The 13,506-nt window shown below is 69.1% G+C and carries 14 protein-coding genes and 1 tRNA gene; 5 read left to right on the top strand and 10 right to left on the bottom strand.

Annotation, left to right across the window (positions count from 1 at the left end):
* Positions 1–7: 7 nt before the first annotated feature.
* The gene (locus ACWGO6_RS12995) at positions 8–907 is read left to right on the top strand and encodes an NUDIX domain-containing protein (RefSeq protein WP_136042270.1); all 900 of its coding nucleotides are present in this window, start codon (positions 8–10) and stop codon (positions 905–907) included.
* A 45-nt stretch (positions 908–952) separates the two neighbouring features.
* Here ACWGO6_RS12995 and ACWGO6_RS12990 read toward each other — a convergent pair whose 3' ends face one another.
* The 5 genes from ACWGO6_RS12990 to ACWGO6_RS12970 are packed head-to-tail and all read right to left on the bottom strand — an operon-like array spanning position 953 to position 4,639.
* Positions 953–2,416, bottom strand: a complete 1,464-nt coding sequence (locus ACWGO6_RS12990) for a DUF222 domain-containing protein (RefSeq protein WP_452326910.1) — start codon at positions 2,414–2,416, stop codon at positions 953–955.
* A gap of 52 nt (positions 2,417–2,468) precedes the next feature.
* Positions 2,469–2,840 (bottom strand): RNA-binding S4 domain-containing protein, encoded by a 372-nt coding sequence (locus ACWGO6_RS12985; RefSeq protein WP_376106993.1) that lies wholly within the window; start codon positions 2,838–2,840, stop codon positions 2,469–2,471.
* Complete coding sequence (locus ACWGO6_RS12980) at positions 2,840–3,508, bottom strand: lysoplasmalogenase family protein (protein WP_452326909.1); 669 nt, start codon at positions 3,506–3,508, stop codon at positions 2,840–2,842. Before ACWGO6_RS12980 ends, ACWGO6_RS12985 begins: the two co-directional genes overlap by 1 nt.
* A 56-nt stretch (positions 3,509–3,564) precedes the next feature.
* The gene (locus ACWGO6_RS12975) at positions 3,565–4,020 is read right to left on the bottom strand and encodes a hypothetical protein (protein WP_452326908.1); all 456 of its coding nucleotides are present in this window, start codon (positions 4,018–4,020) and stop codon (positions 3,565–3,567) included.
* A gap of 34 nt (positions 4,021–4,054) precedes the next feature.
* Positions 4,055–4,639 carry a GNAT family N-acetyltransferase gene (locus tag ACWGO6_RS12970; protein ID WP_452326907.1) on the bottom strand — a complete coding sequence of 195 codons (585 nt, stop codon included), beginning with the start codon at positions 4,637–4,639 and terminating at the stop codon, positions 4,055–4,057.
* 108 nt (positions 4,640–4,747) lie between these two features.
* Here ACWGO6_RS12970 and ACWGO6_RS12965 point away from each other — a divergent pair.
* Positions 4,748–4,824 (top strand) — tRNA-Pro (locus ACWGO6_RS12965).
* A 215-nt stretch (positions 4,825–5,039) separates the two neighbouring features.
* Here the strand turns inward: ACWGO6_RS12965 and ACWGO6_RS12960 are convergent.
* The 3 genes from ACWGO6_RS12960 to ACWGO6_RS12950 form a co-directional block, all read right to left on the bottom strand.
* Positions 5,040–5,978 (bottom strand): aldo/keto reductase, encoded by a 939-nt coding sequence (locus tag ACWGO6_RS12960; protein WP_136042228.1) that lies wholly within the window; start codon positions 5,976–5,978, stop codon positions 5,040–5,042.
* A 182-nt stretch (positions 5,979–6,160) separates the two neighbouring features.
* Positions 6,161–7,375, bottom strand: coding sequence for an N-methyl-L-tryptophan oxidase (gene solA, locus ACWGO6_RS12955; protein WP_452326906.1), 1,215 nt, complete (start codon positions 7,373–7,375; stop codon positions 6,161–6,163).
* Complete coding sequence (locus ACWGO6_RS12950; RefSeq protein ID WP_452326905.1) at positions 7,372–7,938, bottom strand: TetR/AcrR family transcriptional regulator; 567 nt, start codon at positions 7,936–7,938, stop codon at positions 7,372–7,374. Before ACWGO6_RS12950 ends, solA begins: the two co-directional genes overlap by 4 nt.
* 94 nt (positions 7,939–8,032) lie before the next feature.
* Between ACWGO6_RS12950 and ACWGO6_RS12945 the strand changes: the two genes are divergently transcribed.
* From ACWGO6_RS12945 to ACWGO6_RS12935, 3 genes are read left to right on the top strand one after another with little or no spacing between them, the layout of a single operon-like run.
* Positions 8,033–9,259, top strand: a complete 1,227-nt coding sequence (locus ACWGO6_RS12945) for an amidohydrolase family protein (protein ID WP_452326904.1) — start codon at positions 8,033–8,035, stop codon at positions 9,257–9,259.
* Positions 9,260–9,264: 5 nt separating this feature from the next.
* Positions 9,265–10,158 (top strand): alpha/beta hydrolase, encoded by an 894-nt coding sequence (locus ACWGO6_RS12940; protein WP_240745094.1) that lies wholly within the window; start codon positions 9,265–9,267, stop codon positions 10,156–10,158.
* A complete protein-coding gene (locus ACWGO6_RS12935) occupies positions 10,151–11,530 on the top strand; it encodes an FAD-binding oxidoreductase (protein ID WP_452326903.1) in 1,380 nt (459 codons plus the stop codon). The genes ACWGO6_RS12940 and ACWGO6_RS12935 overlap by 8 nt, the downstream gene beginning before the upstream one ends.
* A gap of 18 nt (positions 11,531–11,548) precedes the next feature.
* Here the strand turns inward: ACWGO6_RS12935 and ACWGO6_RS12930 are convergent, their stop codons facing one another.
* Complete coding sequence (locus ACWGO6_RS12930; RefSeq protein WP_452326902.1) at positions 11,549–12,193, bottom strand: bifunctional 4-hydroxy-2-oxoglutarate aldolase/2-dehydro-3-deoxy-phosphogluconate aldolase; 645 nt, start codon at positions 12,191–12,193, stop codon at positions 11,549–11,551.
* 19 nt (positions 12,194–12,212) lie between these two features.
* Positions 12,213–13,439, bottom strand: coding sequence for a D-mannonate dehydratase ManD (manD, locus tag ACWGO6_RS12925; RefSeq protein WP_136042218.1), 1,227 nt, complete (start codon positions 13,437–13,439; stop codon positions 12,213–12,215).
* Positions 13,440–13,506 lie beyond the last annotated feature (67 nt).

Here is a 13,506-nt window from a genome sequence, read left to right as displayed (position 1 = left end):
TGAGGGGGTGACTGTCGTACCTCCTGCCGCTGGTGAACCGCGTCGCCCCGAGGGGCCGCGGGATCCGGGTGATGCGTGGGTCGTGGCCGAGTCCGGGGAGAAGTACTGGGGGCGCTTCGGTGCTGCCGGTCTGCTGGCGTACGATCCCGCTCGTGGCATCCTGCTGCAGCATCGTGTGGCGTGGAGCCACTTCGGTGGCACCTGGGGTCTCCCCGGCGGGGCGCTGCATGAGGGCGAGCGTGCGATCGTCGGTGCGATCCGAGAGGCGCAGGAGGAAGCGGGTGTGCCGGACGGCGCGGTGCGGCCGCGGTTCACGAGCGTCCTCGATCTGGGCATCTGGTCGTACACGACCGTGATCGCCGACGTGCAGGTGCCGTTCGACCCGGTGATCAGCGACCCCGAGAGCGTGGCGCTCGAGTGGGTGCCGGTCGACCAGGTCGATGCGCGGCCGCTGCATCCGGGCTTCGGCGCGTCGTGGCCGGCACTGCGCGCGCTGCTCGAGGTGCGGCCGGTGGTCGTCGTCGACGCGGCGAACGTCGTCGGATCGGTGCCGGACGGGTGGTGGAAGGACCGCGCGGGGGCGGCCCGGCGGCTGCGCGGACGGCTGGAGGGTTTGACCGTGCCTGCCGCCGACCTGGAACTCGAGGGCTCCGCGTGGTTCCCGGAGGTGTCGATGGTGGTCGAGGGACAGGCGCGCGGTGTCGACTCCGATGCAAGTGATGTGTCCGTCATCCGCGCCGATGCCGCGGGCGATGACGCGATCGTCACCGAAGTCGAGCGTCTGGTGGCCGCGAAGCGCACCGTGGTCGCGGTGACCAGCGACCGAGGACTGCGAGAGCGGGTCGAGCACGCGGGTGCCGAGCATGTGCGATCGGCCGGATGGTTGCGCGATCTGATCGATCACTGATCTCGGCGTCTCACCGCGGGCCAAGGCTCGTCCGCCGAACCGGCGTCAGACGAACATGACCCGTCGGGGTGGGGGATCGGAGTAGGCGCGGCCGAGCGGGCTGTGCCAGGTGATGCTGCCGTCTCGTTCCTGCTGCGCCGCCCACCGATGCGGGTCGGGGATGTCGGGATGCTTGAGAGTGTGGTGTGTCCGGCAGAGGTGGCCGAGGTTGTCGAGGCGCGTCTTCCCGCCCTTGGCATGATCGTGCTGGTGGTCGATCTCGCAGCGGTGCACGGGCATGCGGCAACCGGGAAAGCGGCAGTGCTGGTCACGAGCACGGAGGAACCGCCGCATACCCTCGGTCGGCGTGTACGTATCCGTTTCGACGAGCATCCCGGCGGCGTCGAGGAACAGTCGGGTCCATCCGTTGTTCCCTCCCGCGAGAGCGCGGGCGACGTCGGGGTCCAACGGGCCGTGCCCGTCGAGCTCGGCCGGCTGATCGTCGATGCCGGCGAGCGTGGTCGCGGCGACCGTCACCTGGACGCGTCCTTGGATGCGTCCGAGGCCGTCGCCGTGCGCGCGGCTCGGGTCGCCGGCGAGGAGGAGGTCGGTGAAGAGGTCGGCCTGGATCTGCGCCCACGTGCGCGCATCGGCAGGGATGTGCTCGATCTCGGGATCGGTCGCGAACGTTTCTCCGTCGGCGCTGAAGATCCTCCCGTCGGCGTGAGCGTCAGCGTCAGCAGGGTCGGCGTTGGCCGCGGGGGCGTAGGCGTCGAAGGCCGGGTCGTCGAGCGCGAAGTCTTCGGGATGCAGGGCATCGATGTCTTCGTCCGACCACCAGGGCAGGAACTCGGGTACCGAATCCTGGCGCGCGCGCACGAGTTCCCGGGTCATCCGGCTCAGCCTGTCGGAGATGGCGGTCGCGATCCATTCCGGAAGCACTGCCGTGAGCAGGGCGAGGCCGTCGTCGAGCGACTTCACGGTCACGCAGCGTTCCTTGGCCGCTCGCCGATGCCGTTCCCCGATGCTTTCGCCGATGAGTGCGCTGGCGACCTGCCTGGCGTGCGCGCGGGTGCGGGCAGCCGTGTCTTGCTCGGCGACGACGAGGACCGCCGTCTCGAACAGCGCCATGACGCCGGCCTCGACCTTCTTGTTGCGGATGGCTTCGGCGACGAGCGCGCTCACGCGGGCGATCTCGCGGACGTGGCCAGCGCTCAGGGAACCCGCGGCGAATGCGGCACGGACTGCGGGGAGGTGGTCGTGAAGCGCCTGTGCGTCGGCGAACGCGAAGTCCATCGACCCGCGGGACACGTGACCCGCGGCGGAGAACTCCGCGATCATGGAGCGGTGGATCGCGTCGCGGTGGAACGGGCTCGCGGACACCTCGGCGTCGTGGAGGACGATCTGCTCGACCAACAGGTCGGCGGCCTCGGCTTCGAGCGCGGCGATGCGCCGTCGTTTCTCGACCCAGGCCTCGAGTACGCGGCGTCGCTCCGCGAGTTCGAGGTCGCTGTCGGTCCGAGTTGCCATACCCCTATTCTAGAACAAAGCTTCGAAAGAATGCGGGGAGGATGACGGAATATCAATCCTCTGGGTCGTGGTTCCGCCCGCGGAGCTTGTCGATGTCGCGGCGCTCGCGCTTGGTCGGACGTCCGGCTCCACGATCACGGAGACCCAACGCGGCCTGCGGTTCCCGCGCCGGCGTCTTGTCCTCGTAGGCGAGCGCCGCCACCGGGGCGCCGACTCGCTTGACGAGGAGCTGCCGCACGATCAGGATCCGGTCGAATCCGGCGATCCGGATGCGCAGCTCGTCGCCCACCCGCACCTGCTGCGCGGCCTTCACCTTGTCGCCGTTCACGCGTACATGCCCGGCGCGGCATGCGGTGGTCGCCGCCGACCGGGTCTTGTAGACGCGGATCGCCCAGAGCCAGCTGTCGACGCGTGCCGCATCCATCAGGCAGTCCGCTTTCGCAGGGTGACCAGCGCGCCCGCGATGATGAGACCTTGGCCGAGCGTGTACGTGAGCATCACAGCCGGGCTGCTCCACGCCGGAAGACCGTCGGGAAGGAAGAGTCGAAACGCCAGCAGCGTGTCGCTGGCGAGGAAGAACGCGCCGCCGATCGCGACCAGCGGGTGGCATCGTGCAGAGAACGCCGCCGTGCCGCCGAGCACGACGCCGTAGACCGCCACCGCGACCAGCAGGCCACCGGTGTGCGGCCCGAGGAGGGCGATCATCGTCGCCCACCAGAGCGCGTAGATCAGCGCCCACCACGGCATCCGCCGCACTCTCAGATGGCGGGCGAAAAGCAGGATGTATGCCACATGGGCGATGCCGAAGAACAGCAGCATCAGGGGGAGCTCCGGCGCCGCGGGGAAGAACGCGCCGGCGCCGTCGCCGAGCCATGAGAAGAGCAGTGCTGCGAGGAGCAGGATGAGGGTCATCGGGGGCTTGAGCCACCGCGCGGCGGCGAGGACGGGGATGGCAAGCAGCGGCATCAACAGAAGCTTCGTCGGTCCGGCGAGCGGGCTTCCGACGGCGAGCAGCACGACGTGGAGAACGGAGACCGCGACGTAGGGGAGGAAGGCCCAGGCCAGGAGCGAGGACGAGGCGCGGCGCTGCATCTCCCCATCGTAGGGTCGGCCGATCGCCGGCGCTGTCGGGTGAGGCATACGCGGGGTCAGGATTCGACGGTGACCTGCTGGACGGCGTCGTCGATGCCCAGGTGCACGGCCGGCCAGTACCCCTCGGGGAAGTGCTCGCCGCAGGTGTCGGTCAGGTGCAGGACGACGGTGCCGTCGGGGGTCACCTCGATCGCTTCGAGGGCGAGATCGGAGGCGGCGTCGTCGAGGTCCTGCCGCTCGGGTTCGCCGGTGTTGAAGTTCGCGACGACGGCGTCGGTCGCGATCCGCCGCAGCATGTGCAACCGCTTGACGACGTCGCGCATGCGGGGGAGCAGCGGCGCCACGTCGTCGGGAGTCTGGCCCTCGAGCATGAGCTCGATCTCCGCTCCCTCGACCGAGACCGTGCCGACGAACCAGTCGTGCGTGAGCACCGAGCCGTCGGTGAGCTCGGATGTGGCGCGGGTGAAGGTGCCGAGTTCGGGATCGTCGATGGTCGGGCTCGCGTCGCTCATGCCTTCACGCTAGCGGCTCGGGGGCGTGGCCCGATCATGGGGCCAGTTCGAGGGCGACGAGGGTGCGCCCCGGCTTGAGCTCGGTCTTCTCGATGAAGCCGGCTGCGAGGAACGTGCCGAGCGTGCCATGGAACAGATCGTTGGATCGCTGCTTCTCGCCGCGGGTATCGACCGGGTACCCCTCGATCAGTCGCGCTCCGGATTCGCGGGCGTAGTCGACGGCGGCTTCCAGGAGGGCCCGGTTCAGCCCGGCACCGCGGTGCTCGCGCCGCACGACGAAGCACGTGACCGCCCAGACCGACTCGTCATCGAACGGCTCGGTGGTCGCCGCGGCGATGATGCGCGTTCGCGGGATGCGCGCCTGGCGGGTGCGCGGCCCGATCCGGATCCAGCCGGCGGCATCGCCGTCGACGTAGGCGATGATCCCGGGCGGTGGCCCTTCGTCGATCTCGGCGCGGAACATCTCGGTGCGCTGCGGAGTCGTGGTCGTGTTCCAGTCCTTGTTGCTCAGCACTGGCCAGATGCATTGGCAGCTCGCGCCGTCGCCACCTCCGGTGAGAGCATGCTGCACATCGTCCCAACGAGCCGTCGTCGCCACCTCGGTCGTGATCGTCACCATGCACGGGAGGCTACGCGCGGCATCCGACAACCCGCAACGGCTCGGTTCGCGGAGGGGGTCGAGATGCGGCTAAGATAGGGGAGTTGCCTGCGCGAGAGTGCAGAACAACGGGCTGTGGCGCAGCTTGGTAGCGCACTTGACTGGGGGTCAAGGGGTCGCAGGTTCAAATCCTGTCAGCCCGACCAGAAAGTCCCGGAAACTCAAGGGTTTCCGGGACTTTTGACGTTAACACGCTTGGACCACACACCGCTTCCACTTGCGATGTCGCACGTTGTCCGCGCTTCTGCGGACCTGCTGATGGGCGGCGATGCTCCTCCCCACCGTTAGCGGGAACGGCTCCGCCGGGACGGCGCACACGGACGAGTACCGAGCAGCGGCATCGGAGCTGAGTGTGCGTCGTCTATGCGGTGTCGAGCGCCGATAGCTCGTCGTGGGTGAGCTCGATGGATGCTCCTTTCACGGCCTGCTCGAGCTGTTCGACGCTGCTGACGCCGACGATCGGCGTCAACGCCGGGCGTCCGGAGGTCAACCATGCGAGCACGACCTGGCCCGGTCGGATTCCACGTGCATCGGCGACTCGTGCGAGCGCTGCGAGCCGGCGCTCGGTGCCGGGGTGCTGGTACTCGATCTCGAACGGGCGGTCTCTGCGGTCATACCGGCCCTGGAGCGTGGCCGTGTAGACCCACCCGTCGAACGAAGGGTTGCGTTGCAGGAAGTCGAGGCCGTCCGGCGACAGCATCCCCAGCGGGATCGGCTGGCCAGCCACATCCATGCCCCCCGCGGGCTGGATGTACGAGTAGCGCTCCTGGTAGGCGCTCGGTTGCGGGAGGCCGGCTTGTTCTGCGGTGGCGCGGATCCGTTCGAGTAGCCAGGACGGGTGGTTGGAAACGCCCCAGCGCGAGGTCAGGCCCTCGCTGACCAGGCCGGCGAACGTGCCGACCAGCGTCTGCAGGGGCACACTCGGGTCCTCGACGTGCGCCCAATACAGATCCACGCCGTCCACACCCAGGCGGTCCAGGCTTTTCGCCAAGGCTTCTCTCACGGCGTCCTCGTGCAGCCCTTCGACATGGTCGGGAAAGCCGCCGAGTCGGGTGGGCTGCGCTCCGACTTTGGTGCTGAGGCGAACGCCGACTCCGGGGTTCGACGCGAGCCATCGGCCGAGCAGCGCCTCGCTCTGGCCACCGAAGCCGGTCTCGGAGGTCCAGAAGCTGTAGTTGTCGGAGGTGTCGACGAACGATCCGCCCAGTTCGGCGTACCGATCGAGGATCGAGAACGCCGCTCGTTCATCCACCGTGGTGCCGAAGTACATCGTCCCTAGTGCCATCCTTGGTGTCGTCATGACATCAGTCTCGTTCCTGGAGTGCGCTCCAGGTCAAGTCGCCATGCTGCGACGGCGAGAAGGCTGGGCCGTTGGCGTTCTCTCTTCTGGGCCCCGAGCGCTGTCAGCCGGTCAGGTGGCGCTGGGGGTCGCCGCGCCGTTGAGGCCTGGCGGCGTCGCGTCTGCCTTCATCCTCCCCGCAATCACGCCCCGCCCGGTCTCACACCCACCGCCCCGTCGCCCGTCCCCAGCCGGAAGACGGGTACGAAGTCGGGGTCGACGATCGCCGGACGTCGCAGACTGAACGCGGAGATGTCGTGTTCCGTGCGGCCGACGGTCAGCAGGTCGGCGAGGATCCGCCCCATCAGGCTCGCGAACTTGCCAGCGTGGCCGGCGCCGTTGAACACCGCGACGTGGGGATGGCCGGGCACGGTGTCGAGTACGAAGTCCCGGTCGGCCGGCATGTCGTACACGCAGGTCTTGCTCATCAGCAGCGGACCGGCGGCGGCCGGAAGGTGCGCCCGGAGGAAGTCGTGGAGCAGCAGCGGCTCCGTGTCGTCGGGGACGAACGTCCGCTCGGCGGACGAGATGAAGCGACCGCGCATGTCCCGGGCGATCTTGACCGCCGCTTCACCGTAGACCGGGAACCCGTAGTGCACCTCGTCGGCGTGATGGATCCAGATGGGGAACCTGTCAGGGGTGAAGTCCGCCAGGTTCGCGGAGGAGAAGTAGCCGACCTGCTCCTGACTCAGGGTGAGATCGAAGGAGAGGCCGAGGTCGGGCATGAGGTCGCCCAGCCACGAGCCGGCGGCGACGACGAGGTGGCCGCCGTCGAACGAACCCTCCGACGTCGTGACCGTGACTCCGTCCGGGGTGACCCGCACACCGGTCACGACCACGCCCGAGCGGAACTCGACCCCGGCGGCTCGGGCGAGCGACACATGGGCGGACACCGACCGGCGGATGTCGAGGATGCCGCCGTCCGCCTGATGGACCCCGATCGTGTCATCCGTCACGTTCCACTGCGGGTACTGCGTGCGGATGTCGTCGATCGTCAGCTCGTCGTAGCGGATGCCCGCGGCATCCATCGCCCGTCGGTACCCGTCGATCTCCTCCGCACCGGCGCTACCCTCGGCGGCGAGGTCGATCCCGCCGGTCTTCGTGTAGATCTGCAGGCCGGAACGCTCCTCGACGTGAGCCCAGGCGGCGAACATCGCGTCGGTGAGTCGCGTGTACTCCTCGCGGTGGTACGCCCGACGGATGATCCGGGAGTGGTCACCGGACGAGCCGAAGGAATGGCCGAGCTCGAACTGCTCGAGCACGAGGACGCGTTCTGCCCCGGCCTGTGTCAACCAGTAGGCGGCCGCGGATCCGATGGCTCCGGCGCCGATGACGATGTGAGAGTAGCCCTGGGTCATGCTGTCGACTCCTTCGTGAACGATGCGATGAAACGGTCCGCGGCGGCATCCACCTCCGCGGAGGGGCTGAGCAGTCGCTGCAGCAGCAGTCCGCGCATACCCGCGACCGCGACGAGGCTCGACTGCGCGGCATCCGGTGCTGTGAGTCCATCGCGACGGGCAGCCGCTTCGAGGAGGTGCGTCAGGTCGTCGAGGTCGGCGACGAACTCGGCATAGGCGCCGCGTTCGTACACGGCCAGTCCGATCAGGTGGAAGAACGCACGGGTCCGCTCCTCCTGCGCCGGGCTCGAATAGAAGCCCCAGATCGCCCGGAACAGCTCGACGAACCCGAGGCCCTCGCTCGTCGCCGCGATCATGAGATTGTCGCGGCGGCGCGCCTCGGAGAGCACCGAGCTGAGCAGCCCCGGCCGCGAACCGAAGTGGTAGGTCAGCAGCGTGTGGTGCACGCCGAGACGCTCGGCCACCTGTCGCATGGACAGGTTCGGGCTGGGCCCGTTCTCGCCGAACTCGTCGAACAGCGCCTGCAGGAGCCGCGCTTTTCCTTCGCCCACCGGTGCTCGCATGTTGCCTCCGTTGACATCTTCACCACTGTTGAGTACGTTAGCGCACAACCAATTCACCACTGTTGAGGACGCAGTCGTTCTCGGAAGAGGCGTCATGACCGAGATCTGGTTCGCCGGCGGGATCGTCGCCGATGGGTCCGGTGCCGAGCCTTCGCCCGCGGCCGTGTGCGTCGCGGACGGAGTGATCACCCGGATCGGAACCGCCCCGGCGGGAGCGGCCACCGTCGACCTCGACGGCATGTTGCTGACGCCCGGCCTGATCGACGCACACGTGCATTTCGGACTCTCGAGCCCGATCCGCGCGCAGTTCGGGTTCCAGCTTTCCGCCGCCGAGATCGCCGCCGACATCTTCCTCACGGCGAGCCGCACCCTCGACGCGGGTTTCACCACGGTGCGCGATACCGGTGGCATCGACCGGGGAGTGGTCGAGGTCATCGCGAACGGCAAGGTGCGTGGCCCGCGGGTGCTGTCGTGCGGCCCCGTGCAGTGCCAGACCGGCGGACACGGCTACTACGGCGCCGCGTGGGAGCCCACCGAGCTGTGGGAGACGCACCACATCCCCGGCCTCGCCGCCCTCTCCCTCATGTCGGGCAACGCCGATGAACTGCGACGCAACGTCCGGGAGTCGTTCCGCCGCGGTGCAACCTTCCTGAAACTGTGCGTCACGGGAGGTGTCGTCGGGGGCCACGACCGCCTCGACGACACGCAGTTCACGTCGGCCGAGATCGCGGTCGCGGTGGAGGAGGCCGCCGCGCGCGGCACCTACGTGACCGTGCACGCGCACAACAACGCCGGCATCCGCAACGCCGTCCTGGCGGGTGTGCGCTGTGTGGAGCACGGCACCGACATCGACGAGCCGACCGCGCAGCTGATGCGGGAGCACGATGTGGCGCTCGTCCCGACGTTCGCCGTGGTCGAGCAGATCATGGACCCGGGGAGCCTCGACGTGGACCCGTCGACCCGCGATCGGTTGGCCGGCGCCCGTCGCCGCATGGCGAACGCGCTCGAGATCTCCCGCGCAGCGGGCGTGCGGATCGGGCTCGGCTCCGACCTCCTCGGCCCCGAGCAGTACCGCCGAGGCGAGGAGCTGCGACTGCGTGCCGAGCTGGAGTCGCCCATGCAGGCGCTCGTCTCCGCCACCAGCGTTAACGCCGGCATCCTCGGCATCGGCGACACCGTCGGGATGCTCCGCGTGGGGATGGCGGCCGACATGGTCGCCTGGCAGCGGAACCCGCTCGACGACGCCCGCGTCTTCGCGGATCCGGACATGGCCGCCTTCGTCGTGAAGGCCGGCCGCATCATGAAGGGAGACACCCAGTGAGCGCGATGCTGAACGGCTGCTTGGCCGACACGGAGTACCTGGAGGTCACGGCACGGTCGGGACACCGCTACGCCGTGTGGGTGACCACGCCCCCGGGCTATGCGGAGTCCACCGACTCCCTGCCCCTGATCTATGTCGTGGACGGCAACTGGTCCGTCGGGCTGACCGCGCCGCTCATCGTGACCCAGGCCGACCCGTACCTCTCAATCGCCCCCTACATCCAGGTCAGCGTCGGCTACGCCGGTGAAGAGGCCGCGCAGTGGGCACAGCTCCGCAACCGCGATCTCGTACCGCCGGGAGAACCCGTGGGCGACGAGATGCGGAGGACGCTCGCGGCCGCCCGCGATTCCGGGGCGATGACGCCGGAACACGTGGACGCCTATCTCGCCCAGCTGGCCGACACCCATGCCGACGTCTTCCTCGAGTTCCTGACGGAGGAGCTTCACCCCCTCCTGCAGTCGAAGGTCCGCGTCAGCGAGACCGGCCACGGCCTCTTCGGCTATTCCTACGGCGGCCTCTTCGCCCTGTACGCCTGGCTGCGTGAGACGCCTCCGTTCGCGACGTTCGGCGCCGGCAGCCCGGGCGTCGCGGCCACGGACAGCCAGGTGTTCCCCCTGATCGCCGCGCTTCCGCAGCGCGACCCCGTCTCTTCCCTGCAGCAGCTGCACGTCACACTCAACGAAGCCGAGCTGCTCGGAGCGATCCCGATCTATCGGGAGATCGGACGCAATCTGCTCACGGTCATCGAAGAGCTGCATGCCCAAGGGCGCTCCGAAGGGATCTCGAAGGCCATGCTGCACGAGACCCATCTCACGGGGCTGCAGGCATCGTTCCTGAGCTATCTGAAGACCTGCCACACGCGCTCGGCATCCGCTGCCGGCGACGACGACCGTGAGTGAGTCCGCGCTCCTCGCCGATCTCGCCGCGCTCCTGCCCGCCGACCGTCTCACGACGGACCCGGATGTGCTGGAGGGCTACGCGCACGATGACGCCGAGTGGGCGGAGTGGTTGCTGCCGGCCTGCCTCGTGCGGCCGCGCACCCCCGAAGAGGTGCAGGCGGTGGTGCGCGCGTGTCTGCGCCATGAAACGGCGGTCGTCGCCCGCGGGGCGGGCACCGGGCTCTCCGGCGGCGCCAACGCGCTCGCCGGCAGCGTCGTGATCTCTCTGGAGCGGATGAACGCTGTGCTCGAAGTGGACGAACTCGAGCGACTCGCCGTCGTGCAGCCCGGGGTGGTCAACGACGACCTCCGGGCACGCGTCGCCGAGAACGGCCTCTGGTATCCGCCCGATCCGGCCAGCTCGCCGTGGTCGACCATCGGCGGCAACGTCGCGACCAACGCGGGTGGGGTGTGCTGCGTGAAGTACGGCGTCACCCGGGACTACGTGCTCGGGATGCAGGTCGTGACCGGCGCCGGAGAGCTCGTCCGGCTGGGCCGCCGCACCGCGAAGGGCGTCGCAGGGTACGACCTCACCGGACTTCTCGTCGGTTCCGAGGGGACACTCGGCATCGTCACCGAGATCACGGTGCGACTGCGGCCGGCGCGCCCGCCCGAGCAGACCATCGCCGGGTTCTTCGACTCGCTCACCGCCGCGGGGGAGGCCGTGCGCGAGGTCGCGGCGGCCGGACTCACGCCGTCGGCGCTGGAGCTGATCGACCGCAACTGTCTGCGCGCGGTCGACGACTGGAAGAACATGGGGCTCTCCGCCGATGCCGCGGTCGTCCTGCTCGGGCGCGTGGACACCCCGGGCGCCGCCGGCGAAGAGGAGGCGGCAGCACTGCTGGCGGCGTTCGAGCGCGGTGGTGCCACCTGGGCCGACCGGAGCACGGACGAGGCCGAGGGGGAGGCTCTCTTCGCCGCCCGACGCCTGGCCTATCCGGCCTTGGAACGCCTCGGACCCGTGCTGACGGAGGACGTGTGCGTCCCGAAAGGCGCGGTCCCGGAGATGCTCGGCCGCATCGAGGCCATCGGGCTCGCGAACGACGTGCTCATCGCCAACATCGCTCATGCGGGCGACGGGAACCTGCATCCGCTCCTGGTCGTCCCCGCCGGCGACGACGCGGCTCGCGCTCGCGCGGAGCAGGCATTCAGCGAGATCATCGACGCCGCGCTCGCGCTCGGGGGCACGGTCACGGGCGAGCACGGCGTGGGCCTGCTCAAACGCAAGGGCCTCGTGTCCGAGCTCGCTCCCGCCGTCCTCGACATGCATCGAGCGATCAAGGCCGCCCTCGACCCCGCCGGCATCCTCAACCCGGGCAAGGTCATCGGCTGACCCGATCTCTCGGCGAACTCAGCGTGCACAGACCTCGACGAAGGCCATCGCCCGGTCACGCAGAGCGCTCAGGTCTCCGCCGGAAAAGGCATCGCCGAGAAGTGGACCGCCCACACTCACCGCCGCAGCGCCGGCCTGCAGCCAGGCTGAGGCACCTGCGAGATCAACCCCGCCCGACGGGACCGCGACGAGATCGGGGAAGGGGCCCCGCAGGTCCTTGAGGTAGCCGGGACCGACCTGCCCCGCGGGGAAGATCTTCACGGCCGAGGCGCCCGCCGACCACGACGCGAACAGCTCGGTCGGGGTCAGGCCGCCCGGAACGATCGGCACTCCGGCATCCGTCGCCTGGGTGACGAAATCGGCCGAGGTGATCGGGGTCACGAGATACGTCGCGCCCACCTCGACCGCCCGGGAGAGGTCGAGGGCGTTCGTCACGGTGCCGACACCGAGGTCGATCGCGTCGCCGAACCGTGCGCGCAGCTGCGGGAAGTGCTCGAACGTCCCCGGCGTGGTCAGCGTCAGCTCGACGCTGCGGATACCCGCGTCCACCAGCACATCGAGCACGGCGTCGTAGTCCTCGGCCCGCTTAGCGCGGGCGACGACGACCAGGCGCGAGTCGACCGTGCGCTGCGGGAGGGCGACCCGGCGGACCTCACCAGTCATGGCCTCACCAGTCAGAGCCTCACCAGTCATGGACGGTCCCGTCGAGCAGACGGTTCACCGGCAGGTAGGCCTTGGTGTACTCGTGGCCGGCGGCGGCGTCCTCGTCGAGGTCGACGCCCAGACCGGGCTTGTCGCCGGGGTGCAGGAAGCCCTTGTCGAAGGTGAAGGAGGTCTGGAACACCTCGAGCGTCTGCGCGTTGTGGGGCATGTACTCCTGGATGCCGAAGTTGTGGATCGCGAGGTCGAGGTGCAGAGCTGCCGCCATGCCGACGGGGGAGATGTCGGTCGGGCCGTGGATGCCGGAGCGGATGCCGTAGATCGCCGCGAAGTCGAGCAGCTTCTTCATCGCGGTGATGCCTCCGGTGTGGGTGACGGCCGAGCGCACGTAGTCGATCAGGCGCTCGGTGATGAGGGTCTGGTAGTCGTAGACCGAGTTGAAGACCTCGCCGATCGCGAGCGGTGTCGTCGAGTGCTGGCGCACGAGGCGCAGCGCGCTCTGGTCCTCACCCGGGGTGCAGTCCTCGAGCCAGAACAGGTCGTAGGGCTCGATGTCCTTCGCGAAGCGTGCGGCCTCGATCGGCGACATCCGGTGGTGTCCGTCGTGGAGGATGCGCAGGTCGGTCCCGAAGTCCTCGCGGATCTGCGAGAAGATCCCGGGCATGTGGTTCAGGTAGTTGCGGGTGTCCCACGTCTCTTCGCTGGGGCGGTCACCCGAGCGCTTGGCGGGCTCGTAGTCGTAGCGCACACCGGGGCCGGTAGCCGAGACGCCGTAGATCTGGCCGAGGCCGGGCACTCCGGTCTGCACGCGCACGGCGGTGTAGCCGAGCTCCTCGTATCCGGTGATCGCGTTCTTGAGGGCGGCGTAGTCGGTGCCGGAGGCGTGCGCGTAGACGCGGACGCCATCGCGGCTCGCGCCGCCGAGCAGCTGGTACAGCGGCATCCCGGCCTTCTTGGCCTTGATGTCCCAGAGGGCCATGTCGACCGCGGCGATCGCCGCCATGGTCACCGGTCCGCGGCGCCAGTACGGGCCGCGGTAGAGGTACTGCCAGGTGTCTTCGATGCGGTCCTCATCGCGGCCGACGAGCATCGAGGCGACGTGATCGGAGAGGTACGACGCCACGGCGAGCTCACGTCCGTTGAGGGTGGCGTCGCCCAGGCCGACGATGCCGTCGGAGGTCGTGATCTTGAGCGTGACGAAGTTGCGTCCGGGGCTGGTGATGTTGACGTCGACGATCTCGATGGTCATGTCGTTCTCCTGAAGATGCGGGGCGAGGTGCGGGGTGCGGACGTTCGGGCGTCCGCACCCCTGGTCG

Source organism: Microbacterium sp. NPDC055665, assembly GCF_053618035.1.
Note: the sequence above shows the minus strand (reverse complement) of the source record. Positions and strands in the feature narration are given on the sequence as shown.

Bases quoted from the DNA above. Each gene is read 5' to 3' on its own strand.
- ACWGO6_RS12990 (WP_452326910.1), bottom strand. From the start codon at position 2,416: ATGGCAACTCGGACCGACAGCGACCTCGAACTCGCGGAGCGACGCCGC.
- ACWGO6_RS12985 (WP_376106993.1), bottom strand. From the start codon at position 2,840: ATGGATGCGGCACGCGTCGACAGCTGGCTCTGGGCGATCCGCGTCTAC.
- ACWGO6_RS12980 (WP_452326909.1), bottom strand. From the start codon at position 3,508: ATGCAGCGCCGCGCCTCGTCCTCGCTCCTGGCCTGGGCCTTCCTCCCC.
- ACWGO6_RS12975 (WP_452326908.1), bottom strand. From the start codon at position 4,020: ATGAGCGACGCGAGCCCGACCATCGACGATCCCGAACTCGGCACCTTC.
- ACWGO6_RS12970 (WP_452326907.1), bottom strand. From the start codon at position 4,639: ATGGTGACGATCACGACCGAGGTGGCGACGACGGCTCGTTGGGACGAT.
- ACWGO6_RS12960 (WP_136042228.1), bottom strand. From the start codon at position 5,978: ATGACGACACCAAGGATGGCACTAGGGACGATGTACTTCGGCACCACG.
- solA (WP_452326906.1), bottom strand. From the start codon at position 7,375: ATGACCCAGGGCTACTCTCACATCGTCATCGGCGCCGGAGCCATCGGA.
- ACWGO6_RS12950 (WP_452326905.1), bottom strand. From the start codon at position 7,938: ATGCGAGCACCGGTGGGCGAAGGAAAAGCGCGGCTCCTGCAGGCGCTG.
- ACWGO6_RS12945 (WP_452326904.1), top strand. From the start codon at position 8,033: ATGACCGAGATCTGGTTCGCCGGCGGGATCGTCGCCGATGGGTCCGGT.
- ACWGO6_RS12940 (WP_240745094.1), top strand. From the start codon at position 9,265: ATGCTGAACGGCTGCTTGGCCGACACGGAGTACCTGGAGGTCACGGCA.
- ACWGO6_RS12930 (WP_452326902.1), bottom strand. From the start codon at position 12,193: ATGACTGGTGAGGTCCGCCGGGTCGCCCTCCCGCAGCGCACGGTCGAC.
- manD (WP_136042218.1), bottom strand. From the start codon at position 13,439: ATGACCATCGAGATCGTCGACGTCAACATCACCAGCCCCGGACGCAAC.